This window comes from Kitasatospora sp. NPDC057500 (assembly GCF_042802195.1).
Classification (GTDB): domain Bacteria; phylum Actinomycetota; class Actinomycetes; order Streptomycetales; family Streptomycetaceae; genus Kitasatospora.
Genome location: NZ_JBHVER010000086.1, coordinates 1 through 23,720, shown reverse-complemented (window position 1 = coordinate 23,720; position 23,720 = coordinate 1). Strand labels below are relative to the sequence as shown.

Below are 23,720 nucleotides of genomic sequence, written 5' to 3'. Positions count from 1 at the left end.
CGAAGCTATTCGTTGGCGGCGCGCGGCCGGGGTTCCGGAGCGGGCGGCTCGGCGTACTGGTCGAACAGCGGGGTCTTGCGGGACTCGGCCGGGCGCCCGGCGGTCCAGGTGCCGGGGGCCGAGAGGTCGAGCCCGCGGTTGACCCGGGGGGCCACCGGGGCCGTCACGTAGGTCGGCAGCGGGACGGGCACCGGCTCCCAGGAGTCCGGGCCGGCCGCGCCGCGCTCCCGCATGCCGTCGACCCACTCCTCGTGCTCGGTGGCCTCCGCCACCGCCGAGGCCGAGACGGCGGCGGCGCTCTCGGAGGCGGCCCGGGCCGCGTCGGCCTCGGTGGCGAGCCGCAGGTGCGGGCGTCCGCGCCCGGCGGGCGCCCCGGCCGCCGGCTCGGCGGGCACCGGGGCGGGCCCGGCGTCGGCGGCGGCCTCCTCCCGGGCGGCCTCGGCGCGCTGCTGCTCGCGCTTGCGCAGCCGCTCGGCGGCCTGGGCCGCGCGGGCCCGGTCCAGCTTCACCGCGTACCGCTGGCGCTCCAGCCGGCGCAGGTGGCCGATGTAGAGGGTGAGCAGGACGGCCGGGAGCGCGGGCACCCAGAGGAAGGCCAGTCCGGCCACCGCCGCGACCACCGCGCCCAGCGCGAAGGCCAGGAAGAGGACGGTGACCATCCGGCGCCGGCGGGCCAGCAGCCGCGCCCGGCGCTCGGCCCCGCCGCCGGCGGGCCCGGGCCGCACCTCGGCCCGGACCGCGGGGCGGGGGGGCACCGGTTCGTCGACCGGGCCGCCGGGGACGGCCGCGGGGTCGTCCGAGGCGGCCGCGTCCCGCTCGGGGGGGCCGTCCTCGCTCTGCTCGTCGTCACGCGGTTCGTCGCCCAGGGCCCGGGACGCCCGCCGCTCCAGCGCCGAACGCCCGGCCAGCAGGCGGATGGCGGTGCTGAAGCGTTCCGTCGGGCGCGCCTCGTTGAGCTCGTCCTGCCTGCGGAGCCACATCGGCACCAGATAGGCGGCCCAGGCCCCTACGATGACGGCGTAGATAAGGCCGCTACTGCTCACGATTCACACCGTACGGGCGTGGAGGAACGGCCGGTAGCAATTTGGCGCGGCGTGTCGTGTGATCAAGCTGATTCTCCGACTATTTTGCCGGTATTTGTGCCCCTCCGTCGCCGGGCCGATGCCATATCGATATTTTATTCGAACATGTATTCAATTCCTCGGACGGCGCCCCGAGCTGAGTGAACGCCAGCGCTCCAGCATCCCCTCGGGAACCTCCTCGGCGGTGAGCGCGAACACCAGGTGGTCCCGCCAGTCGCCGTCGATGTGCAGATAGCGCGGCCGCATTCCCTCCGAGCGGAAGCCGAGCTTTTCCACCACCCGCCGGCTCGGACCGTTCTCCGGCCGGATGCACACCTCGATCCGGTGCAGCCCGAGGGTTGCGAAACAGTGGTCCACCGAGAGCGCCACCGCGGTCGGCATGATGCCCCGGCCGGCCACCCCCTCGTCGATCCAGTAGCCGACGTTGGCCGAGCACATCGAGCCCCAGGTGATCCCGCCGACGGTCAACTGCCCGACCAGCCGGCCCCGGTAGAGCACCACGAAGGGCAGCATCCGGCCGGCCGAGGCCTCGCCGCGCAGGTAGCGCACCATCTGCCGGTAGGTCGGGCGCGGGCCCGCCGCCAGGCCGGCCGGGCCGGGCGGCACGGTGGCCTCCCAGCGCCGCAGCCAGTCCCGGTTGCGGCGGCTGACCTCCTGCCACTCGCGCTGGTCGCGGGCCCGGATCGGGCGCAGCACGACGTCCCCCTCGTGGAGTTCTACCGGCCAGCCGGCGTTCAGTGCGCGCTCCCGGAAGCTGGTGCGTCGGGCCGGGGGTGGTCCCCACCGCCGAGCTGGTCGACGGCGTGGGCGAGCAGCGGGGCCAGTACGGCCAGACCGTCCCGGACGCCGCCGGTCGAGCCCGGCAGGTTGACGACCAGGGTACGTCCGGCGACCCCGGCCAGCCCGCGGGAGAGCGCGGCGGTCGGGACCTTCTCCCGGCCGTGCGCGCGGATCGCCTCGGGGATGCCGGGGACCTCCCGCTCCAGCACCCGGGCGGTCATCTCGGGGGTGAGGTCGGTCGGCGAGACACCGGTCCCGCCGGTGGTCAGCACCACGTCGTAGCCGGCCGCCACGGCCTCGCGCAGCACCGCCTCGACCGGCTCGCCGTCCGGGACGACCCGGGGGCCGTCGGCCGTGAAGCCCATCGCGCGCAGACCCTCCACCAGCAGCGGGCCGCCCTTGTCGGCGTAGACCCCGGCCGAGGCGCGGTTGGAGATGGTGACCGCCAGCGCCCTCATGCGGAGGCCCCGGGAGCAGTGGCCTCGGGAGCAGTGACCTCGGGAGCGGCGGCCTCCGGGGCGGTCCAGTCGCCGCTCTTGCCGCCGGTCTTGGCGAGCACCCGGACGGACTCGACGGCGGCGCCCTTGTCGACCGCCTTGACCATGTCGATCACGGTCAGCGCGGCCACCGCGACGGCGGTCAGCGCCTCCATCTCGACGCCGGTCCGGTCGGTGGTCCGCACGGTGGCGGTGATCTCCACCGCGTCGTCGGCGACGGTCAGCTCGACCTCGACGCCGGAGACCGCGATCGGGTGGCAGAGCGGGATCAGCTCGGGGGTCTTCTTGGCGCCCATGATCCCGGCGATCCGGGCCACCGCCAGCGCGTCGCCCTTGGGCAGGCCCTCGCCGCGCAGCAGCTCGACCACGCGCGGGGAGACCCTGACCCGGCCGGCCGCGACGGCGGTCCGGGCGGTCACGGCCTTCTCGGAGACGTCGACCATCCGGGCCGCGCCCTGCTCGTCGACGTGGGTGAGGCGGTCGCCGGGGGGTGAGGTGGTCACGGTGGCTCCAGGGGCGCTCAGGTCGAGTACCGCGCTACCGTACCCCCCGGTCCGGCCGGGCGTGGGACGGGCCGCGTCGGTGAGACGGCCCGTCCCGGACGGGAGTTCACCCGGGTGCCCCGGTACTCAGCCGCCGAGCAGCACCACGTCGACCTCGCTGCCCGCGGGCAGCTCGGTGACGTCCTCGGGCACGGTGATCAGACAGTCCGCCCGGGCCAGCGCGCCGACCAGGTGCGAGCCCGCGCCGCCGACCGGCTCGACCAGGCCGTCCCGCTCCGAGTACCGGCCGCGCAGGAACTGCCGGCGCCCGGCGGGCGAGCGCAGCACCACCGGGCAGTGCGCCCGGACCACCGGGCGGTGGACGTCCTCGGCGCCGAGCATCGCGCGGATCACCGGGCGGACGAACAGCTCGAAGGAGATGTACGCGCTCACCGGGTTGCCGGGCAGGGCCATCAGCGGTACGCCCGCCCCGGGGCCGATCCGGCCGAAGCCCTGCGGCTTCCCGGGCTGCATCCGCAGCCGCCGGAAGTCGACCCCGCCGTACTCGGCGAAGACCTCCTTGACCACGTCGTACGCGCCGACGCTGACGCCGCCGCTGGTGACGATCAGGTCGGCCCGGCCGAGCTGGTCCTCCAGCACGGCGCGCAGCCGGGCCGCGTCGTCGGGGACCCCGCCGACCCGGTAGGCGATCGCGCCGGCGTCCAGGGCCGCGGCGGTGAGGGTGAAGCTGTTGGAGTCGGTGATCTGCCCGGGGCCCACCGGCTCGCCGGGCTGGACCAGCTCGCTGCCGGTGGAGAGCACCACGACCCGCGGGCGCGGGCGGACGGTGACGGTGGCCCGGCCGGTCGCGGCGAGCAGGCCGAGCTGGGCGGGGCCGAGCCGGGTGCCGGCGGCCAGCACCCGGGTGCCGGCGGCGACGTCGCTGCCGCGGCGGCGGATGTGGGCGCCCTCGGCGACCGGGCGCAGCACCCGGACCTCCTCGCCCCCGGCCGCGGCGGTCATCGCGTCGGCGGGGCGGCCGGTGCCGGTGCCGCCGTCGGTCCACTCGACCGGGGCGACGGCCTGGGCGCCGGGCGGGACGGGAGCGCCGGTCATGATCCGGGCGGCCTGGCCGGGGCCCACCACGGGCAGGTCGCCGGCGCCGGCGGCGATGTCGCCGACCACCGCGAGCACCGAGGGGTAGGCGGCGCCGGCGCCGACGGTGTCGGCCGTTCGCAGCGCGTAGCCGTCCATCGAGCTGTTGTCGAAGGGCGGCAGGTCACCGTCGGCGAGGACGTCCTCGGCCAGTCGGCAGCCCTGGGCGTCGAGCAGCTGGAGCTCGATCGCGGGCAGCGGCCCGACGGCGGCCAGGACGTCGGCGAGGTGCTCGTCCACGGTCCACGGACCGTCCGGACGGGCGGCGGAGCGGGCGGCCGGGTCCGCGGAGTCGTCGCAGCAGGCTGCGGGGGTGGTACTGCTCTCCGTGGACCCGGTCATCGGCGCGCTCGCTCTCTGTCGGTGTGTCAGTCCTGCAGCTCGGCGGTGACGAACTCGCGCAGCCAGCTGCGGAAGTCCGGGCCGAGGTCCTCGCGCTCGGAGGCCAGCCGGACGATGGCCCGCAGGTAGTCCGCGCGGTCGCCGGTGTCGTAGCGGCGGCCCTTGAAGAGCACGCCGTGGACCTGGCCGCCGGTGTCGGCCGGGCGGTTGGTCAGCTCGCGCAGGGCGTCGGTGAGCTGGATCTCGCCGCCGCGGCCCGGCTCGGTCTCGCGCAGCACGTCGAAGACGGACGGGTCGAGCACGTAGCGGCCGATGACCGCGTAGTTCGACGGCGCGTCGGCGGTGTCCGGCTTCTCGACCAGGTCGGTGACCTGGAAGACGTCCTCGCCGAAGCCGTTCGGCTTGACGGCGGCGCAGCCGTACAGGTGGATCTGGGAGGGGTCGACCTCCATCAGCGCGACGACCGAGCCGCCGAGCTCCTGCTGGACCTCGATCATGCGGGAGAGCAGCGGGTCGCGCGGGTCGATCAGGTCGTCACCGAGGAGGACGGCGAAGGGCTGGCCGGCGACGTGCTGCTCGGCGACCGAGACGGCGTGGCCGAGGCCCTTCGGGTCGCCCTGGCGGACGTAGTGCATGTTGGCGAGCTCGACGGACTCGCGGACCCGGCGCAGCCGGTCCTGGTCGCCCTTGCGGGCGAGCAGCTCCTCCAGCTCGTAGGCGCGGTCGAAGTGGTCCTCCAGAGCGCGCTTGTTGCGGCCGGTGACCATCAGTATGTCGGACAGCCCGGCGGAGGCGGCCTCCTCGACGACGTACTGGATCGCCGGCTTGTCGACGACGGGCAGCATCTCCTTCGGAGTGGCCTTGGTGGCCGGCAGGAATCGGGTACCCAGACCGGCCGCGGGGACCACTGCCTTGGTGACCGGGGTACGGGAGTTCGTCGTCGTCATGCGTTTACCTTACTAAGGCACGTATTTCGCCTGACCGGGAGCAGTTGACCGATGCTTCGGCAGCACCTCGCCGGACCCGGCCGCGATGGCAGGCAGAGGGGACGTGGCGGGTGGGGCGAGGGGGTCCCCTCCGACACAGGGCGACAGACTACCCGCCTTTTCCGAACGGTCATGTTCGGCTGCGAAGACTCCCCCCGGCACCGTGGAATCGTCCCCTTGAGCGCCCCCCGGCAGGTCCGCCGACAGGTCCGCCGGAAGATCCGCGGGAACGGCCCGGGGAGCCGCCGGACGCCAGCAGTCGCCGCCGGCCGCGCGGGCCGCCGCGAGCGCCCGGTCGGCGGCCCGCAGCAGCACCGCGGCGTGGGCGCCGTCCTCGGGCAGCACGGCCAGGCCGGCTGCGGCGGTCAGGCCGTTGCCGTGCGGGCGGCGACCCTCCCGGTCCCCGGAGGACCAGTCCAGCAGCAGGTGGCGGCGGACCGACCAGACCAGCCGGTCGGCGACCTGCGCCGCGCCCTCGGCGCCGGTGTCCGGCAGCACCACCAGGAACTCCTCGCCGCTGTAGCGGCCCAGGGTGTCGGAGCGGCGGATCTCCATGCCGAGCCGCTGGGCGAGGTCGCGCAGCACCGTCCCGGCCCGGGCCCGGCCGTGCTCGGCGACCACCGCGTCGAACCCGCTGATCTCCAGCAGCAGGACGGCCAGCGGGCGCGGCCCGTCCTGCGGCTCGTGCCGCTCGGCCCGGCGGGCCCGGTCGATCTCCCGGTCCAGGGTGAGCTGGAGGTGCCGGTAGTTCCAGACGCCGGTGACCGGGTCGCAGGAGGCGGTGCGCTCCAGCTCGGCGCAGCGGGACTCCAGCTCGGCGACGCGCTCGCGCAGGGCGGCCTCGCGCCGCGCCGCACGGGCCGAGCCGCGCCGCAGCCGACGGCCGAGGACGGCGGCGCCGGCCAGCGCGGGGGCGCCCAGCACGGCCAGGGCCTGGACCAGCAGCGGGGTGGACATCGGGGGGTGCCTTCCGCGTGTCAGGCTCTGGGCGTCCCGGTCGCGCGGTTCGGGCATCCAGAGCGGTCGTGGTCGGAACGGTCGAGGTCGAGCGGTGGAGGAGCGGTGGACCATCCCATGCACAACGAGAAGAGCGAGCTGAGGACACGGCTGCTGTCCGAACGGCGGGCGCTGCCGCCCGAGGCCCGGGAGCGGGCCGCCGAGGCGCTGGCCGGGCACGCCGGCGAGCTGGCGGCCGCGGCGGCCACGGTGGCGGCGTACGTCTCGGTGGGCGCCGAGCCGGGCACCCGGCCGCTGCTGGACGCGCTGCGGGCGCGCGGGGTGCGGGTGCTGCTGCCGGTGCTGATGGCGGACAACGACCTGGACTGGGCGCCGTACGCCGGGCCCGGGGCGCTGGCTCCGGCCGGTCGCGGGCTGCTGGAGCCGGTCGGCGGGCGGCTCGGGCCGCAGGCGGTGACCGAGGCGGGCCTGGTGCTGCTGCCGGGCCTCGCGGTGGACCGCCGGGGGCTGCGGCTGGGGCGCGGCGGCGGTTCGTACGACCGGGTGCTGGCCCGGCTGGAGCGGGCCGGGGCGCGGCCGGTGCTGGCGGTGCTGCTGTACGAGCACGAGTTGCTGGACCGGGTGCCGGCCGAGCCGCACGACCGGCCGGTGGACCTCGCGCTGACCCCCTCGGGCACCCTCCGGCTGGGGTGAGGGGGCGGACGCCGACGGCCCCGCGCCCCGGGATGCCGGGGAGCGGGGCCGTCGGGACCGGCGGCGTCAGCCGTTGGTCAGCGTCAGCTTGTGCTTGGTCGCCTTCTCGACCGCGTCCGGCGAGTAGGCCCAGGTGAGCAGTTCGCCCTTGAGCCAGACGTCGGTCTGGTCGTTGTAGTTCTCGTGGAACGCGTGCCCCGAGGCGCCGCCGACGTTGACCCAGCGGGAGGCGTCGAGGTCGTTCAGGTCGATCACCATGCGCATCGACGGGATCCAGTCGACCTGGTACCCGGCGGCCGCGTTCCAGCCCGCCGCGTCGACCGCCGCCGAGCCGCCGGAGAGGCGGTACGGGCCGCGGTTGAGCAGCTTGCGGACGGCGCCCGAGGCGATCGAGGAGTCGTCCGAGCCGAGGGTGCGCTCACGCAGCTCCAGCTTGTGCAGCCGGCCCCAGCTCCAGGTGGTGATGTCCTTGGTGAGCAGCGAGGTGAGCTCCTGGCGGGCGTTGGTCATCGCCTCGCGCAGCAGGTTGTCCAGGCCCTTCTGCTCCTTGTGCTGGGAGTCGATGTACGTCCACCAGGAGCTGTCGGGCTTCTCCAGCTGCTGGCGGACCACCTCGGTCCAGCGGTCGCCGCCGTCCGGCTGGGCGCGGCCCGGGTCGCGGGTGCCGCACTCGGTGACGATGTTCGACTTGCTGTCCGGCTTGGTCGGGTCGGCCTGCTGGCGCACCAGCAGGCAGTTGCCCTCGGCCCGCAGGTCGGCCGGGAACTTCTGGCCGAAGGCGAGGGTGAGCAGCTGGCGCCAGACGCCGTTGTAGTAGGCGGCGGCGGCCGAGTCGGCGTCCTGGTGGTAGTTCCAGTCCTTCAGCAGGTCCTGGGCCTCGCGCACGTAGGGGTCGTCGATCTCGACCTTGAGCAGCATCGGGACCAGCGTCTTGGCCAGGATGCTGGTGTTGTCGAGCTGCATCTCCTGCATGTCGTCCGGCGAGATCTTGCCGTTGTTCTTCAGCCGGGCCTCGATCTGGTCGGTGATCTCCTTGGCCCGGGTGCCGTACTCCCAGTCGCTGGTCAGCTCGTACTTGTACGAGGGGCCGACCACGGCCTGGTTGGCGGTGACGATGTAGCCGCCGGCGGGGTTGAGGCTCCACGGCAGGGCGCTGAACGGGACCGGGTCCTTCTCCCACTGGTAGGCGGAGTCCCAGCCCGGCGCCGGGTAGCGGCCCTTGCCCTCGCCGCGCACCGGGATGTAGCCGGGGGCCTGGTAGCCGATGTTCTTGGCGTCGGCGTAGATGAGGTTCTGGGCCGGGACGGCGAAGTCCGCGGCGGCCTTCCGGAAGTCGTCCCAGCCCTTGGCGCGGTCGAGCGCGAAGACCGCGTCCATGGTCTTGCCCGGGATCAGCGCGGTCCACTGGAGGGCCACACCGTAGCCGCCGGTGCCGCGGTCCGGGGCGGAGGTGCCGTTGGGCGCGTACTTGCCGACGTTCTGCTGCTCGGTGCTGGGGTCGGAGATCAGCGGGGCGCCGGTCGTCGTGGTGCGCACGGTGATGGTGCGGTCCTCGCCGTCGGCGACCTTGATGGTCTCCTTGCGGAGCTCGAACCGCTCCTCCTTGCCGTCCACCAGGTAGGTCTCCGGGCCGGTCACCTTCTCCAGGAAGAGGTCGGTGACGTCGGCGCCGAGGTTGGTGAGGCCCCAGGCGATGTCCTTGTTGTGGCCGATGACCACCCCGGGCATGCCGGCGAAGGTGAAGCCGGAGACGTCGTACTGGCAGGTCGGCGAGACGGTGCGGCAGTGCAGGCCCATCTGGTACCAGACCGAGGGCAGGCCGGGGCCGAGGTGCGGGTCGTTGGCCAGCAGCGGCTTGCCGGTGGTGGTGTGGCTGCCGGCGACCACCCAGGAGTTGGAGCCGATGCCCTGGCCGTTGCGGCCGAGCAGCTCGGGCAGCGCGTCGATCCGGTCGGTGACGTCCTTGAGCACCGCCTTGGTGGCGGCACTGCCCTGGGCGGTGCCGGTGCCGATCGTGCCGGTGCCGGTCGTGCCGGTGCCGCCCGCCGGGGCGGAGCCGTCGGCCGGCTTGTAGGCGGTGCCGTTGACGGTGCCGGTCTTCACGATCGTGCCGTTGCGGGCGAACGGGTAGTCCGGGTACAGCTCGTCGATCTTCTCCGGGCTGAAGTCCTGGGCGAGCAGCGAGCGGTCGATCTCCTCCTGGAGGTTCCCGGAGAGGTCCCAGGCCATCGCCTTGAGCCAGGACACCGAGTCGACCGGGGTCCACTGCTCGGGCTCGTAGTCACCGTTGACGACACCGAGCAGGCCGTACTCCAGCGAGGCGGAGGAGCCGCCCGGGTGCTCGGCCAGCCAGGCGTTGACGCCGTCCGCGTACGCCTGGAGGTTCTTCTTGGTGTCGGCGCTCAGGACGGTGTCGAACTCCTTCTGCGCGACCTGGCGCCAGCCCATGGTGCGGATCATGGCGTCCGTCTCGACCTGGCTGTCGCCGAACATCTCGGAGAGCCGGCCCGCGGTGATGTGCCGGCGGACGTCCATCTCCCAGAAGCGGTCCTGCGCCTGGACGTAGCCCTGGGCGCGGAAGAGGTCCTCGGAGGTGTCGGCGTAGAGCTGCGGGATGCCGTTGGCGTCGCGCTTGACGTCGACCGGCGCGCTCAGGCCCGCCATCTTGACGGTGCCGTCGACCTCCGGGAAGGACGCACGGACCGCGGCCACCCCCCGGTAACCGCCGTAGCCGGCGCCGGCCACCATCAGCACGACCAGCACGATCACGATCAGACGGGCGCGCCGGAACTTCTTGGAGCGGGGCATCTGGGTCCTTGCGGTCCTCACTGGGGGGCGGGCGGACATGTCAAGAGCACGTAGCCGTGACAGAGCACCACATTAGGCCGCCCCGACTGGCGGCCGTGCACGGGGGACGCTCACGGTGGGATCGGAGGAGGCCGGAACGGGAGGTGGCGGAGCCGGTGACGAGCAAACTTAAAGATATGGCAAAATGTTAGACTGAGTAACGATCCGCAAGGGGAGCAATCGGTGCTTCCCCGCGCCACCCCTGTCGGTACCCCGTCCGCCCGCTGCCACGCCCGAGGTGCCCCTGCGTGAATGTCGACCACCTGAACCAGCTGCTCCTCGAGTTCTCCGTGATCCTGCTGGTCGCGGTGGTCGCCGTGCGGGTGTCCACGAAATCGGGCCTGCCGAGTCTGCTGATCTACCTCGGCATCGGCGTGGCGCTCGGCCAGAACGGCCTGGGCATCTCGTTCAACAACGCCGAACTCACCCAGGTGCTCGGCTACGCGGCGCTGGTGGTGATCCTGGCCGAGGGCGGCCTCAAGACCAACTGGCGCGAGGCGAGACCGGTGATGCCGGCCGCCACGGTGCTGGCCACCGTCGGCGTCGGGATCAGCGTCGCCGTCACCGCGGCCGGCGCGCACTGGCTGGTCGGCCTGGACTGGCGGACCTCGCTGCTGCTCGGCGCGATCGTCTCCTCAACCGACGCCGCGGCCGTCTTCTCGGTCCTGCGGACGGTGCCGCTGCCGCGCCGGCTGACCGGCCTGCTGGAGGCCGAGTCCGGCTTCAACGACGCGCCCGTGGTCATCCTGGTCGTCGCCTTCGCCACCGTCGGCGCGCACGACTCCTGGTACGTCCTGCTCGGCACCATCGTCGCCGAGCTGGCGGTCGGACTGGCCATCGGCCTCGTGGTCGGCAAGCTGGGCGCGTACGGCGTCAAGCACGTCGCGCTGCCGTCCTCCGGCCTCTACCCGATCGCCGTGATGGCGCTCACCGTGCTCGCCTACGCCGGCGGCGCGCTGCTGCACGGCTCCGGCTTCCTCGCCGTCTACGTCAGCGCGGTGGTCCTCGGCAACGCCAAGCTGCCGCACGGTCCGGCCGTGCGCGGCTTCGCCGACGGGCTCGCCTGGATCGGGCAGATCGGCATGTTCGTGCTGCTCGGCCTGCTCTGCACCCCCGAGTCGATGGGCTCCGCCGTGGTGCCCGCCCTGGTGATCGGCGCGGTGCTGGTCTTCCTCGCCCGGCCGCTCTCGGTGGTGCTGACCCTCACGCCGTTCAAGCTGCCGGCCCGCGAGCAGGCGCTGCTCAGCTGGGCCGGACTGCGCGGCGCGGTGCCCATCGTGCTGGCCACCATCCCGCTGGTCTCCGGCGCGCCGCTGGCGCAGGAGGTCTTCAACATCGTCTTCATCCTGGTCGTGGTCTTCACCCTGCTCCAGGGCCCGACCCTGCCCTGGGTCGCCAAGGCGCTGCGGATCGGCGAGGGCTCGATGGGCCAGGACCTCGACATCGAGTCCGCGCCGCTGGAGAAGCTGCACGGGCACCTGCTGTCGGTCGCGCTGGCGCCGGGTTCGCGGATGTCCGGCGTCGAGGTCGGCGAGCTGCGGCTGCCGACCGGTGCGGCGGTGACCCTGGTGGTGCGCGAGGGGAGCAGCTTCGTCCCGGACAGGACCACCGTGCTGCGCGGCGGGGACGAGCTGCTGGTGGTGACCACGGACGAGGTCGGCGAGGCGGCCGAGCGGCGGCTGCGGGCCGTGGACAAGGGCGGCAAGCTGGCCGACTGGCTGAACGGGCGCGACGGCTGAGGGCCGCACCCGATGTTCACCCCGGCGTCACGGGACACGTTCGGACCGGTCCTGTAGGGTCGGGGTGAGCGCGTCTTCTACGCGCGTAAATGCTTTCATCGCTGACACACCAACCCCAGCATCTGCCTGATGCAGAGTTGGCGCGACCGCTCGGCGGCCGCGGTCCGGCCCCGGCCCACCGCCGGACCGGCCCGGTATCTACCCCGGTCGACGCGCGAGAGGACGACTCTCGGCGCCGTCGGGGCCACCCCATGCCCTGCCGCGCTACCAGGCAGCAGGAAGGACCGACCGTGACGGCCCGCCGAACGGTCGAGAGCGTCCAGGACGCCCGTAGCACCACCGCGCCCGAGGAAACCGCCGCGCCCGCCGCCGCGCCCGCCCGCGTCGGCTACGGGACGCTGCTGCGCACGCCCGGCGCCTGGACGTTCCTGGCCCCCGCGTTCGTCGCGCGGCTGCCCTACGCGATGCTCGGCATGGGCATCCTGCTGCTCGTCAAGGACACCCACGGCTCCTACGGCACCGCCAGCACCGTCGCGGCGGTGGCCGCCGTCGCCCAGGCGCTGGTCGGCCCGCAGACCGGGCGGCTCGCCGACCGGTACGGCCAGGCCCCGGTGCTCGTCCCCACCGTGGTGGTGCACGCCGTCTCGGTCGGCGCGCTGATCGCGCTCGCGCTCGGGCACGCGCCGTCCTGGAGCCTCTTCCTGGCCGCCGCCCCCGCCGGCGCGAGCGTCCCGCAGATCGGCGCCATGGTCCGGGCCCGCTGGATCGCCACCTTCTCCGCCCGGGGCGCGTCCGCCGGCTCCGCCGCCAGGATGAGCACCGCCTTCGCCTTCGAGTCCGTGACGGACGAGTTCACCTTCGTGATCGGCCCGATCCTGGCCGCCGCCGTCGCCACCTCGGTCAGCCCCTCGGCCGGGCTGGCCGCCGAGGCCGCGCTGACCCTGGCCGGCGGCCTGGCCTTCGCCGCCCAGCGGCGCACCGCGCCCGCCCGGGTGGTGCGCGCGCCCGGCGCCCGGCAGGCCTCCGCGCTCGCCTCGCCCGGCGTCCGGCTGCTGGCCGGCACCTTCCTCGGCGTGGGCGCCGTCTTCGGCGGCCTCCAGGTCTCGGTGAACGCCTTCGCCGACTCGGTGGGGCGGCACGGCGCGGCCGGCACCGTGTACGGCGTCTTCGCGGGCGGCTCGATGGTCGCCGGCGTGCTGTACGGCATGATCGCCTGGCGGCGCCCCGTCCAGCAGCGGATGATCATCAGCTACGGCCTGCTGGTGCTGGGCTGCTCGACCCTGTGGGCGATGCCGAACCTGGTCGCGCTCTCGGCCGCCGGACTGGTCTGCGGCCTGGCCATCGCGCCGACCCTGATCAGCGGCTACACCCTGGTCGAGACGCTGGTCGAGGACGGCGCCAAGACCGAGGCCTTCACCTGGCTGACCGGCGCCATCGGCCTGGGCCTGGCGACCGGCGCGACGGCGGCCGGGCGGCTGGTCGACGCGCACGGGCCGTTGGTCGGGTTCCTGGTGCCGGTGGCCGGGGCCGGGCTGGGCCTGGTCGCGCTGGTCGCGCTGCGCGGGCTGCTGGTCCCCCGGAGCGAGCGCCCGGCGGCGGCCGCGGGCTCCGCGGAGCGGGGTGCCCCGGGCCGGCTGGTGGGCGCGGCCGAGGGCTGAGCGCGGTGGCCGGATCGGACACCACGCCGGACTCATCTCACATTCGAGTCGCTGGACTGATCCACCGGAATGCCGCATCATTGACCATCGTTAGCACTCATCAGGCGAGAGTGCCAGGAGGAAGACAAGTGCCCACGTACCAGTACCAGTGCACCGAGTGCGGCAACGGCCTGGAGGCGGTGCAGAAGTTCACCGACGAGCCGCTGACCACGTGCCCCGACTGCCAGGGTCGGCTCCGCAAGATCTTCTCGGCGGTGGGCGTGGTCTTCAAGGGCTCCGGCTTCTACCGGACCGACAGCCGCTCCTCCTCCAGCAGCTCGGTGGGCGGGGGTTCGTCCTCCTCGTCGTCGACGTCGGCCTCCTCGTCGTCCTCGTCCTCGTCGGGCTCCTCGACCCCCGCCGCGAGCCCCGCTCCGGCGGCCGGCTGAGCTTCGGCCGGGCACCGGCACCAGCTTTCCGCCGAACGGCCCGTCGTTCCCGCTTCCGAGCGGGTGCGGCGGGCCGTTCGCCGTCTCCGGGGGGCCTCGGCTCACTCGTCCGAGTGATGGTCTTCGTCCACAGGCCCGGGTTTTCCACAGGCTGGGAAAAGCGGCTCACGGCGGGAGCGCGGGCGGCCCAGAGTGTCGGTCACCGGAACCCGAAGCCGACCCCTGGAGGTGCCCGTGCGCACCGGTTCGCCCGCCCTGTCGCCCCGTCCGCTGCCGCTGCCGATCCCGCCGCTGCCCGCGTCGAGCGTCCCGCCCCGGCAGCCGGTGCCGGGGTTCCCGCCGATCGGCGGCCGGTCGGGTCCGCACTGCCGGCTCCGACGGGTGCTGCGCTACCGCGCCCCGGTCCCCGCCGTGCTGCTGCTGGCGGCGGCGGCCGTGCTCACCCTCGGCCCGTCCTGGACCGGCCCGCCCGTGCCGGGGGCGGCGCCGCCGGTGGGCCGAACGGGTTGTCCGTCGGAGGGGGCCGAAAATCACCCGTGACCGGCGAACGACTCCGTCGTTCACGCGGCATGAAAGGCTTCAAGGAATTCCTGCTGCGCGGAAACGTCGTCGAGCTGGCGGTCGCCGTGGTCATCGGCGCGGCCTTCACCAACATCGTCAACGCCTTCGTCAAGGGTGTGATCAACCCGATCGTCGGCGCGTTCGGAGCCAAGGACCTCGCGTCCTACAGCTCCTGCCTCAAGGGGCCCTGCGAGGTGTCCGCCACCGGCGAGGTCACGACCGGCATCCTCATCCTCTGGGGCAACGTGCTGAGCGCGGCCCTCCAGTTCCTGATCACCGCGGCCGTCGTCTACTTCTGCCTGATCCTGCCGATGACCAGGTTCACCGCCCGGCGCAAGACGCTGGCCGAGGTCCAGGCGGAGGCCGAGGCCAAGGAGGTGCTGCTGCTCACCGAGATCCGCGACGCCCTGGTCACCCGGGCCGGCTGAGGCCCGGCCGGGCCCGGTCGTCAGTCCCCGTGGTGCGGCGGGCGCTGGCTCAGGTACCAGTCCAGCCCCCGGCCGCCGCTCTCCCCCGTCCCGGGGCGGTCGCCCCAGCCGGTGTCGGTGTCGTCCCGGGACTGCCGCTCCAGCGGGTCGCCGAAGACCAGCCGGGCCTTCGCCGCCCTCTTCGCCCTGTCCGCCGCCGTCCCGCCCGCCGACTTCTCCTCGGCCACCGTCGCCTCCACCGCCGTCTTCTCCTCAGCCACCTTCGCCTCCACCGTCTCGACCTCCCCCGCCGTCGTTCCCGTCCGCTGCCACCAGCCTAGAAGGCCGACCGGCACGACGGCGGGCCCGGTGCGGAGCGCTCCGCACCGGGCCCGCCGGCCACCGTCATCCCCGGTTCCGCGTCACGCGGCCTCGAAGCCCGCGTGGTCGGCGATCTTCTTCAGCTCGGCCAGCGCGTGCTTCTCGATCTGGCGGATCCGCTCACGGGTCAGGCCGTGCTGCTTGCCCACCTCGGTCAGGGTGCGCTCGCGGCCGTCCTCCATGCCGTAGCGCGACCGGATGATCGAGGCCGTGCGGTCGTCCAGCCGCCCGATCAGGCCGTCCAGCTCCTCGCGGCGCAGCATGACCATCACGGCGTCCTCCGGGGAGGTCGCCCCGGTGTCCTCGACCAGGTCGCCGAACTGGGTCTCGCCCTCGTCGTCGACCGACATGTTCAGGCTGACCGGGTCGCGCGCCCAGTCCAGCACGTCCTTGATCCGGGCCTCGGTGGTGTCCAGCTCGGCCGCGATCTCGGCGGGCTCGGCCTCCCGGCCCAGCTCCTTCGACTTCTCCCGCTGCACCCGTCGGATCCGGCCGAGCTCCTCGACCAGGTGGACGGGCAGCCGGATGGTGCGCGACTGGTCGGCGATCGACCGGGTGATCGCCTGGCGGATCCACCACGTCGCGTAGGTGGAGAACTTGAAGCCCTTGGCGTAGTCGAACTTCTCCACCGCCCGGACCAGGCCGGCGTTGCCCTCCTGGATGAGGTCGAGCAGCGGCAGGCCGCTGCGCGGGTAGCGCCGGGCGACGGCGACCACGAGGCGGAGGTTGGAGCGGATGAAGACGTCCTTGGCGCGCTCGGCGTCCTCGGCTATCGCCTCCAGCTCCTCGCGTCGCACGCCCTCGGGAAGCCCGTCCTCGTCCAGCAGGTGCTGGGCGTACACGCCGGCCTCGATCCGCAGCGAGAGCTCGACCTCCTCGGCGGCATCGAGCAGGGGCGTCCTGGCGATCTCGTCGAGGTACATGCCGACCAGGTCACGGTCGGCCTCAAGGTTGGTCGGGCGGGCCGCGCGAGTCCGGTCGGCCCTGTCGCGAACGACGGCACGGGTGGCCATGCTTGCTCCCTTTGCTGGTGTTGCCGCGGTCTGGCTGCCTGCCCGGAGAGGGCAAGAAGTGCGGGCCCCGCGGGGCTCACACGTAACGATCCAACGAACAGAATCCGGACAACATTCCCAAGTCGCTCAGATTCTTCCGGCGATGCAGTATCCTGCCCGCTCCCGCCCCCGATTCGGACACTGGGTGACCGTCCGGAGACCCGCCGTGACCCCCGGCGCACCCCCGCGCAAACCCCCCTTCCGCACAACCCCGCCGGGCCCGAGCGCGTTCCCGCGCAGGGCTCGCCCACACCCCGGCGCACGCAGGTCCTCCGCACAAAAGATGCCAAATCGCTATCGCCGCAGCGCACGATCGCCCCGGGCGGCTGGGAAGGTGTCAGCCATGCACCTGACCAACAGCTCGCCCTCCATCACCCCGCGTGATCGCCACCTGCTCCGGCACGCGGCTCTCGCGGTCTGCTGCGCCGTGCTGTTCGCCGTCCTCACGGCCCTGGTGCAGACCGGCTGGCGACCGCTCTCCCGGTTCGACCACGAGCTGGTCGACGACCTGCACCGCTTCGCGGCCGATCACACCGCGTGGACCGCCTCGGTGCAGCTGTTCTCCGACGTCGGCGGGCCGGCCACCATGCGCTCCGTGCTCGGCGCGGCGGCCGTCTGGCTCTGGCTGATCGGCGCCCGGACGCTCGGCGGCTGGGTCGCCGCCCAGACCCTGGTCGGCTGGGGCGGCCAGTGGGTGCTGAAGCTCTCCTTCGGCCGACAGCGCCCCGCCTTCTCCGACCCCGTCGCCCACGCCGGCGGCCCGGCCCTCCCCTCCGGCCACGCGATGGCCTCCGCGATCGCCTGCGCCGTCCTGGTCGGCCTGCTCTGGCCCCGGGCCGGGCGGACCGGCCGGATCACCGCCTGCACGGTCGCCGCGCTGACCGTCCTGGGCATCGGCGCTTCCCGGGTCTTCCTGGGCGTCCACTGGCCCAGCGACGTGGTGGCCGGCTGGCTCGCCGCCGGCATGGTCCTCGGCAGCGTCACCGTCCTCGTCGAACTCGCCCGTCCCGGCGCGCTCGCCCGCGACTTCCGCCGGGTGAACTGGCGCACCCGCCCGCGCGTCCAACGGGTCCTGGCCTCCCCGCCCCGCCCGCCCAAGGACCCCGCCGCCCGCACCCCGGACCCCGCCACCGACCACCCCGACGGCCTGCTGCGCTGACGCCCCCTCACCCCGCCCCGCGGGAAAACGCCGCGGGCCCCCTCGATCGCAACCGAGGGGGCCCGCATTCACGTCATCCGCCGTGTCCGGCGTTGTGCCCCAGGCAGGATTCGAACCTGCGACACCGGCTTTAGGAGAGCCGTGCTCTATCCCCTGAGCTACTGAGGCGGGGACGACCGCAGACAGCCTAGCGGATCGGGGGCGGAGCGGTGGGCGGTACGGCTTCGGGCACCCTGCCCCGAGCAGGGGTGCCCGAGCGGGCAAGCAGCGCCGACGGCGGGTCAGACCGGGCAGGGCCGGGCGGTCCGACCTGAGCGGACGCGGCTAGCCTGGGGGAACGGAGCCCTCGGACCGATGGGCCCGGGGCCCCGGCACGGGGAGAGAACGGGGGCGGCAGATGGCGTCGGGTGACCGGTGGGACCGGGGCCCCGTCCGCCTCGCGCGGAAGGCGGCCGGGCCGGTGGTGTGGCTCGCGCCAGCACTGGTCATGCTGGTGGTGGGTGCGTACCGGCTGGGCACGCCCGCGCTGTGGCGGGACGAGGTGGCGAGCTGGGCATCGGCCACCCGGCCGATCGGCGACCTCCTTCGGATGCTTCAGCACGTCGACGCCAGCAACGGCGCCTACTACGTCCTGCTGCACGGCTGGACCGCGCTGTTCGGCGACTCGGAGATCGCGCTGCGGCTGCCCTCCGTCCTGGCGATGGCGGGGGCGGCCGCGTTCACCGCGCTGACCGCCGAGCGGCTGTTCGGCGGCCGGGTCGCGGGTGTCTGCGCCGGACTGCTGTTCGCGATGGTGCCGCTGGTCTCCCGGTACGCCCAGGAGGCCCGCTCGTACGCCCTGGTGACCTGCGCCGTCGCCGCGGCGACCTGGTTCCTGCTGCGCGCGATGGAGCGGCCGACGCTGCGCCGGTGGGTGCCGTACGCCCTGGCGATGGCGGTGGCGGGCGCGGCGCACCTGGTCTCGCTGAGCGCCCTGGCCGGCCAGGCGGCGCTGGTCGCGCCGTACCTGTGGCGGGCCACCGGTACGGCGCGGTGGCGGCTGCTCGCCCGGCTCGCGCTGGTGCTCGCCGCGCTGGGCGCGGCGGTGCTGCCGGTGGCGCTGCTGGGCCGGGAGCAGTCCGAGCGGCAGTTGGGCTGGCTCGGCCGGCCGACCCTGGACCAGCTGTGGCACTTCGGCGAACCGCTGTTCGGTTCGGCCCGGGTGTTCCACGTCTTCCTGGTGCTCTCGGTGATGGCCCTGGCACTGCCGGGCCGGCGCGGCCCGGCGCTGCGGCTGCTGCTGCTCGCGGTGCTGCCGGTGCTGGCCGTCTGGGGGTTCTCGTTCGGCCCGACCTCCTACTTCCTCGACCGGTACCTGCTGTTCACGGTGCCCGCCTGGGCCGCGCTGGCCGGCTGCGGGATAGGAGCGGGCTACGCGGCGGTCACCGCGGCGGCCCGGCCCGGCCGGACCCCTCCGGAGGTGCGGGCGGCGGGCCTGCTGCTCTCGGTCGGCGTGGTGGCGGTGGCCGGGGTGACGGCCCTGCCGACGCAGTCCCTGGTGCGCTACGCGGGCTCGCACGCGCAGTCCAAGGAGCCGTACCGGGAGGTGGCCCGGCTGATCGCGGCCGGCTACCGGCCGGGGGACGGGCTGGCCGTGCCGCTCGGCAACCAGGCCTGGTCGATGGTCGGCCCCGGAGTCTCCTACTACCTGCCGGCCGGCGTGCGGCCGTACCCGCTGTTCGAGGAGACCGACGCGGTCCGGGCCGAGGACCTCTTCCCGGTGCCGTGCCCGCGCCCGGCCGAGTGCACCGGCCAGGGCGGCCGCGTCTGGCTGGTCGTGCTGGGCAACACCCCCGACCCGCTGACCGCGCTGCCGCCCGCCCAGGCGGACGCGCTGCGGACCCGGTTCGGAACGCCGCGGCAGGTGACGCCGCTGGGCGGGATGACGCTCTCGCTGCTGGACGGGGCCGGCGCCGGGCGCTGAGCCGCCGCGCGGACGGCCCGGTCGTCCGGGTGCGCCGGGCCGGGGGCCGGGCGACCATGGAGCCCGGCGACCACGGTCGGGAGGACGGCGGGTGAGCGAGCAGCCGGACGGCCGGGACCACCAGGACGGCCGGGACGACTGGGGCGGCCGGGACGCACCGGACGACGACCGGGACGACCGGGACGGGCGACGGACCACCCGGTGGCGGCACCGGTCGGCCGCCCTGGCCGGCTCCGCCCGCGGGCTGCCCGAGCAGGTCCCGCTGGTGGGCCGGGCGCTGCGGCAGCTGCTCCGGGTCAACCTGCTGGACTCCGCGACCCGGCTGGCCGCGCAGGCCTTCCTGAGCGCGCTGCCCGCGCTCTTCGTGGTGGCGGTCTTCACCCCCGCGGCGGTCCGCGACGGCGTGGTGCACTCGCTGCGCAAGGAGCTGGGCCTGGAGGGCCCGGCGGCGCAGTCGGTGCAGCAGATACTGGGGAGCGGGCACGAGCAGGAGACCGGCTTCGGGGTGGTCGGCGCGCTGGTGACCCTGCTCTCCGCGACGGCGCTCAGCCGAGCGATGCAGCGCGTCTGCGAGCGCTGCTGGGAGCTGCCCAAAGCGGGGACCAGGGTGGCCGCCTGGCGCTGGCTGGTCTGGCTGCTGGTCTGGCTGGTCTGCCTGGTGTTCCAGACCCCGGTCAGGGACGGCTTCGGCCTGGGCGCCTGGCTGGGCCTGCCGCTGACCTTCCTGCTCGCGACGGCGATGTGGTGGTGGACCCAGCACCTGCTGCTGGGCGCCCGGGTGCGCTGGCTGCCCCTGCTGCCCGGTGCGGTGCTCTGCGGTGTGGCGGTGACGGGGATCGGGGTGGCCTCCCGGGTCTACCTGCCGGGCGCGATGAACCGCAGCATCGGCCAGTTCGGTCCGTTCGGCGTGGTGTTCACCGGCCTGTCCTGGCTGATCGTGGTGTTCACCGGCCTGACCCTGGCGATCGCGCTGGGCAAGGTGGCGGCCGAGGAGGAGGCGGTCGCCCGGCTGCTGGGCTCGCGCACCGCGCCCGGGGTGTGGGGCGGCCCGCGGTTCTGAACGCGGGCCGCCCCCAGGACTCAGCGGACGGGGCTCACAGCGCGCGGGTCAGCCGGGCGGCGATGGACGGCGGGGCCAGGTCCGACTGGAGCACGACCGGCACCTCCACCCGGTTGTCGCCCTCGCCGGCGCGCAGCACGCCGACCTTGGTGCCGGCCGCCAGCTGGTGGGCGACCTTCAGCGGGTCCAGCACCAGGGTGCCGGTGATGCCGGGGAAGCCGGCCACCGTGAGGTCCTGGGCCGCGACCACCGGGACGGTGCCGCCGAGGCCGTCCTCGACCCGGCCGACCACGTCGCCCTGCTTGGCCAGGGTCTGCCCGGTGATCCCGTTCTGCGCGGCCTGGATCTGCTTGGCGCTGACGTTCTGCACCACCTTGAGGATGCTCGGCTCGGCGGTGGTCGCCGGCTGGCCCAGGGTGACACCGAGGATCAGCCGCCGCACACCGGCGATCTCCTTGTACGCGGCCCACATCAGGCAGCCGCCGGCCGGGGTGCTGGAGCCGGTCTTGACGCCGATGATGCCGTTCTTCGGGGAGATCAGGGTGTTGGTGTTGGAGATCTTCTGGTTGTTGAAGGTGGTGTCCGGGGTGGAGACGATCTGCCGGAAGATCTCGTCCCCCATGACCTCCCCGGCCAGCTTCAGCTGGTCCTTGGCGGTGCTCTTGGTCTCCGGGTTGAAGCCGGCCGGGTCGGTGTAGACGGTGTTGGCCATGCCGAGCCTGGCGGCGGCGTCGTTCATCTTCTTGACGAACGCCTCCTCCGACCCGGCGTCCCAGCGGGCCAGCAGCCGGGCGACGTTGTTGGCGGAGGGCAGCATCAGCAGCTCCAGCGCCTGGTACTGGCTGATCTGCTGGCCCTCGGTCAGGGTGACCCTGGACTCGTCGACGTTGCCGGACTCCTGGGCGGCCTGCTTGTCGACGGTGATCTTCGGGCCGGCCTCGCCCTTCTTCAGCGGGTGCGCCTGGAGGATGAGGTAGGCGTTCATGACCTTGGTGACGCTGGCGATCGAGACCGGCGTCTCCGGGCCTGAGCTGCCCAGGCTGCCGATGCCGGCCACCTCGGCGGCCGACTGCCCCTTGGCCGGCCAGGCCAGGTCCAGCGGGTCGCCGGCGAAGCCGAAACCGCCGTTGGCGGTCATCCGCACCTTGGCGTCCGGCAGCGGTCGCAGCAGCTGGGCGGTGACCACGGCGCCGAGCACGACGGCGAGGAAGAGCGTCCAGACGGTGATCCGCTTGAGCGCGCGGCGCAGCGGCGAGACCGGCCGGCCGTTGAGCGCGGCCAGCACCTCCATCGCCTCGGAGGTGGATTCCGGGAAGGGCAGCGGCTCGGGCGCCGGGGCCGGCAGCGGCTCGGGCTTCGGCAGCGGGTCGGGGGCGGGCAGCGGCTCGGGGGCCGGGCCGGGCTGCGGCTTCGGCTTCGGGGCCGGCACGGGCAGCGGCTCCGGGCCGGGGACCGGCTCCGGCTCGGGCAGGGGCTTCGGTTCCGGGTGCGGCTCGGGGGCCGGCTCCGGGACGGTGTCCGTGTCGGGGGCGCCCGCGGCAGCGGCGGCGGCGGGGAGGCGCAGGACGCGGGTCCGTTCGACGTCCTCCCGCTTCTCGAACTTCTCGGCCCGCGCGGACGCTTCGCCCTCCACGGCGGGGGCGTCGTCGGGGCCTGCCTGGCCTTCGCCGCCGTCCGCGGGGGCGGTCCGCATGGCGAGACGAGGGTCGGGTCCCGCGGGGCGGTCCGGCGTGCCGGGCCCGGCCGCGTCGGCGGGCTCGCGCACCTCTTCCGGCAGGCGGAGGGCGGTGGTCGCGTCGTCGGCGGGCAGCCTCAGGGCGGTGGTGGCGTGTTCGGCCGGCAGCCGCAGCGCGGTCGTCCGGTTGTCCGCATCCCGGACGCGCAACTGCACGGTGGGACCGGGCCGGACCGCCCGCGCCACCGGGTCGTCGGCGGCGTCCCCCGAGCCCTCGTCGGCGGCGTCCGCGGCGGCTTCGTCCGCGCCGGCTTCGTCCGCGGGGCCCACGGGGTCCGCCGAGTCCGAGGCGTCCGTCGACTCGCCGACCGGGTCCGGGCCCGGGTCACCGGTCTCGGCGGCCACCCGGTCCTGCCCGGACTCCCCCGCCACCGGCTCCGCCGAAGGGACCGCCGAGGGGACCGCCGAAGGCGCGGCCGTCCCCTCGGTCACCGCGGCGGCACCGGCCCGTTCGCCGTCCCGCTCCCGCGCCCGATCGCCGTCCCGCAGCACCCTGTCGGGGGACTCGCCCACGTAACCCAGCCTCCTCAACGCCCGGCGGGGCACCGGCGAACCCGTATTTCGGGAAGCCGGCACCCCGCCCCGTGTACCTGTACAGTCTCCGCCACCGGCGACCGGATCCGGTCGCCCACACCCCGCCCGACCGGCGGTTATTGCCGCGGCACGGCCGCACCGCGGCCTGTTCAACGGTCAGACGCCGGGCCCGGCACGGCCGGTTCCCCCGCTCGATCGCAAGGTCACGATTCGGAGGCGTACTCGACAAGCCCGTGTGAGAGGCGTCACGCTGTTTCCCATCCACGCGGGGAGGCTTGGATGGGCAAGAGCCGCAGAACTGTTCCCGAGGAGCTCTTGCTGCTCGCTTTGGACCCGGCCACGGGTACCACCGCGCAGCCGCAGACCCTCGACCTCGGACTCGCCGGGGCGCAGCTCGTCGAGCTGTCCCTGGCCGGACGGATCGTTCCGGAGGGCGACCGGATCGCCGTGGTGCTGCCACGGCCGACGGGCGACCCCACACTCGACCACGCGCTGGAACTGCTGCGACGACGCGGCAGCCCGGTCCGCGCGGCGCACTGGATCGGCGGGCCCCGACTGGGGCTGCGGCAGACCTACCTGGCGCACCTGGAGCGGTGCGGCATGGTCACCGCCGTGCCCGGCCAGGTGTGCGGGGTGCTGCCGACGACGCGCTACCAGGCGTCGGACGACTGCACCAACGCCGCGATCAAGCAACGGCTGGACACCGCGATCCGCACCGGCGTGCCGCCGGACCCGCGGACGGCGGCGCTCGCCGCGCTGGCGCACTCGGTCGGGCTGGGCAAGCACCTCTACCCGGGCAACGAGGGCCGTTCCTCGCGCTCCCGGCTGCGCGACCTGATCCGGTACGACCCGCTGGGCGGGATGGTCGCGCACGCCGTGATGGACGTGCAGAACGGCCTGCCGGGCCAGCAGAACCGTTCCGCCCAGCCCGGTCCGGCCGCGCCGGGCGCGGGCGGCCGGACCGGGCAGCGCGCGGCGGCCGGGCGCGGCAGCGGCAGCGGCAGCGGACGGGTCGCGGCGTCCCGCGTCGGAGTCCGCTGACGGCTCCGCGGCCCCGCGGCCGACGGGACCGCGCGGAGTGCGGAGCCCCGGGGCCCCGTGGCCGGAGGGCCGGACGAAGCACTCCCGTACGCCGGGCGCGGACCGGCGCGCACAGCAGCGCACACCACACCGCTCGCGCCCTACGGCGGCGCCGAGCAACCGGCAGTACCCGGCAGTGAGA

The 23,720-nt window shown here is 74.4% G+C and carries 20 protein-coding genes and 1 tRNA gene; 9 read left to right on the top strand and 12 right to left on the bottom strand.

The window, feature by feature from the left end; all coding sequences use genetic code 11:
- Nucleotides 1-5: 5 nt before the first annotated feature.
- From ACFU74_RS19710 to ACFU74_RS19680, 7 genes are all read right to left on the bottom strand, one after another.
- Nucleotides 6-1,043 carry a hypothetical protein gene (locus ACFU74_RS19710; RefSeq protein WP_380758320.1) on the bottom strand — a complete coding sequence of 346 codons (1,038 nt, stop codon included), beginning with the start codon at nt 1,041-1,043 and terminating at the stop codon, nt 6-8.
- Between the two features lie 150 nt (nt 1,044-1,193).
- Nucleotides 1,194-1,820 carry a GNAT family N-acetyltransferase gene (locus tag ACFU74_RS19705; RefSeq protein WP_380758337.1) on the bottom strand — a complete coding sequence of 209 codons (627 nt, stop codon included), beginning with the start codon at nt 1,818-1,820 and terminating at the stop codon, nt 1,194-1,196.
- Nucleotides 1,817-2,320, bottom strand: a complete 504-nt coding sequence (locus ACFU74_RS19700) for a molybdenum cofactor biosynthesis protein B (protein ID WP_380758317.1) — start codon at nt 2,318-2,320, stop codon at nt 1,817-1,819. Before ACFU74_RS19700 ends, ACFU74_RS19705 begins: the two co-directional genes overlap by 4 nt.
- Nucleotides 2,317-2,862, bottom strand: coding sequence for a cyclic pyranopterin monophosphate synthase MoaC (gene moaC, locus ACFU74_RS19695; RefSeq protein WP_380758315.1), 546 nt, complete (start codon nt 2,860-2,862; stop codon nt 2,317-2,319). Before moaC ends, ACFU74_RS19700 begins: the two co-directional genes overlap by 4 nt.
- 126 nt (nt 2,863-2,988) lie before the next feature.
- A complete protein-coding gene (glp, locus tag ACFU74_RS19690) occupies nt 2,989-4,338 on the bottom strand; it encodes a gephyrin-like molybdotransferase Glp (RefSeq protein ID WP_380758313.1) in 1,350 nt (449 codons plus the stop codon).
- Between the two features lie 26 nt (nt 4,339-4,364).
- Nucleotides 4,365-5,285, bottom strand: a complete 921-nt coding sequence (galU, locus tag ACFU74_RS19685) for a UTP--glucose-1-phosphate uridylyltransferase GalU (protein WP_380758311.1) — start codon at nt 5,283-5,285, stop codon at nt 4,365-4,367.
- Nucleotides 5,286-5,297: 12 nt separating this feature from the next.
- Nucleotides 5,298-6,281 (bottom strand): GGDEF domain-containing protein, encoded by a 984-nt coding sequence (locus tag ACFU74_RS19680; protein WP_380758309.1) that lies wholly within the window; start codon nt 6,279-6,281, stop codon nt 5,298-5,300.
- 117 nt (nt 6,282-6,398) lie between these two features.
- On the opposite strand from ACFU74_RS19680, the gene ACFU74_RS19675 reads away from it, so the two are divergent.
- Entirely contained in the window at nt 6,399-6,974 is a 576-nt protein-coding gene (locus tag ACFU74_RS19675; RefSeq protein ID WP_380758307.1) for a 5-formyltetrahydrofolate cyclo-ligase, read from the top strand.
- Nucleotides 6,975-7,040: 66 nt separating this feature from the next.
- On the opposite strand, the gene ACFU74_RS19670 is transcribed toward ACFU74_RS19675, so the two are convergent.
- Nucleotides 7,041-9,782, bottom strand: coding sequence for a penicillin acylase family protein (locus ACFU74_RS19670; protein WP_380758305.1), 2,742 nt, complete (start codon nt 9,780-9,782; stop codon nt 7,041-7,043).
- Between the two features lie 287 nt (nt 9,783-10,069).
- Between ACFU74_RS19670 and ACFU74_RS19665 the strand changes: the two genes are divergently transcribed.
- The 4 genes from ACFU74_RS19665 to mscL all read left to right on the top strand — a co-directional run bounded on the left by ACFU74_RS19665 (nt 10,070) and on the right by mscL (nt 14,635).
- Nucleotides 10,070-11,560 (top strand): potassium/proton antiporter, encoded by a 1,491-nt coding sequence (locus ACFU74_RS19665; RefSeq protein WP_380758304.1) that lies wholly within the window; start codon nt 10,070-10,072, stop codon nt 11,558-11,560.
- A gap of 398 nt (nt 11,561-11,958) precedes the next feature.
- Nucleotides 11,959-13,218 carry an MFS transporter gene (locus ACFU74_RS19660; protein ID WP_380758335.1) on the top strand — a complete coding sequence of 420 codons (1,260 nt, stop codon included), beginning with the start codon at nt 11,959-11,961 and terminating at the stop codon, nt 13,216-13,218.
- A gap of 128 nt (nt 13,219-13,346) precedes the next feature.
- Nucleotides 13,347-13,646, top strand: a complete 300-nt coding sequence (locus ACFU74_RS19655; RefSeq protein ID WP_380758302.1) for an FmdB family zinc ribbon protein — start codon at nt 13,347-13,349, stop codon at nt 13,644-13,646.
- A gap of 569 nt (nt 13,647-14,215) precedes the next feature.
- Complete coding sequence (gene mscL / locus ACFU74_RS19650) at nt 14,216-14,635, top strand: large conductance mechanosensitive channel protein MscL (protein WP_380758300.1); 420 nt, start codon at nt 14,216-14,218, stop codon at nt 14,633-14,635.
- Nucleotides 14,636-14,655: 20 nt separating this feature from the next.
- On the opposite strand, the gene ACFU74_RS19645 is transcribed toward mscL, so the two are convergent.
- Nucleotides 14,656-14,895: a hypothetical protein gene (locus ACFU74_RS19645; protein WP_380758298.1), complete on the bottom strand. Its 240-nt coding sequence runs from the start codon at nt 14,893-14,895 to the stop codon at nt 14,656-14,658.
- A 141-nt stretch (nt 14,896-15,036) separates the two neighbouring features.
- Nucleotides 15,037-16,008: a sigma-70 family RNA polymerase sigma factor gene (locus ACFU74_RS19640; protein WP_350558029.1), complete on the bottom strand. Its 972-nt coding sequence runs from the start codon at nt 16,006-16,008 to the stop codon at nt 15,037-15,039.
- 382 nt (nt 16,009-16,390) lie between these two features.
- On the opposite strand from ACFU74_RS19640, the gene ACFU74_RS19635 reads away from it, so the two are divergent.
- Nucleotides 16,391-17,206 (top strand): phosphatase PAP2 family protein, encoded by an 816-nt coding sequence (locus ACFU74_RS19635; protein ID WP_380758296.1) that lies wholly within the window; start codon nt 16,391-16,393, stop codon nt 17,204-17,206.
- Between the two features lie 95 nt (nt 17,207-17,301).
- On the opposite strand, the gene ACFU74_RS19630 is transcribed toward ACFU74_RS19635, so the two are convergent.
- Nucleotides 17,302-17,374: transfer RNA gene (locus tag ACFU74_RS19630), tRNA-Arg, on the bottom strand.
- Between the two features lie 229 nt (nt 17,375-17,603).
- On the opposite strand from ACFU74_RS19630, the gene ACFU74_RS19625 reads away from it, so the two are divergent.
- Together ACFU74_RS19625 and ACFU74_RS19620 are read left to right on the top strand one after the other, a co-directional pair.
- On the top strand, nt 17,604-19,169 hold the full coding sequence (locus ACFU74_RS19625) for a glycosyltransferase family 39 protein (protein ID WP_380758294.1): 1,566 nt from the start codon (nt 17,604-17,606) through the stop codon (nt 19,167-19,169).
- A 91-nt stretch (nt 19,170-19,260) separates the two neighbouring features.
- Nucleotides 19,261-20,229, top strand: coding sequence for a YhjD/YihY/BrkB family envelope integrity protein (locus ACFU74_RS19620; RefSeq protein ID WP_380758292.1), 969 nt, complete (start codon nt 19,261-19,263; stop codon nt 20,227-20,229).
- A gap of 34 nt (nt 20,230-20,263) precedes the next feature.
- On the opposite strand, the gene ACFU74_RS19615 is transcribed toward ACFU74_RS19620, so the two are convergent.
- Nucleotides 20,264-22,477: a D-alanyl-D-alanine carboxypeptidase gene (locus tag ACFU74_RS19615; protein ID WP_380758290.1), complete on the bottom strand. Its 2,214-nt coding sequence runs from the start codon at nt 22,475-22,477 to the stop codon at nt 20,264-20,266.
- A gap of 300 nt (nt 22,478-22,777) precedes the next feature.
- On the opposite strand from ACFU74_RS19615, the gene ACFU74_RS19610 reads away from it, so the two are divergent.
- Complete coding sequence (locus tag ACFU74_RS19610) at nt 22,778-23,539, top strand: GPP34 family phosphoprotein (RefSeq protein WP_380758288.1); 762 nt, start codon at nt 22,778-22,780, stop codon at nt 23,537-23,539.
- Nucleotides 23,540-23,720 lie beyond the last annotated feature (181 nt).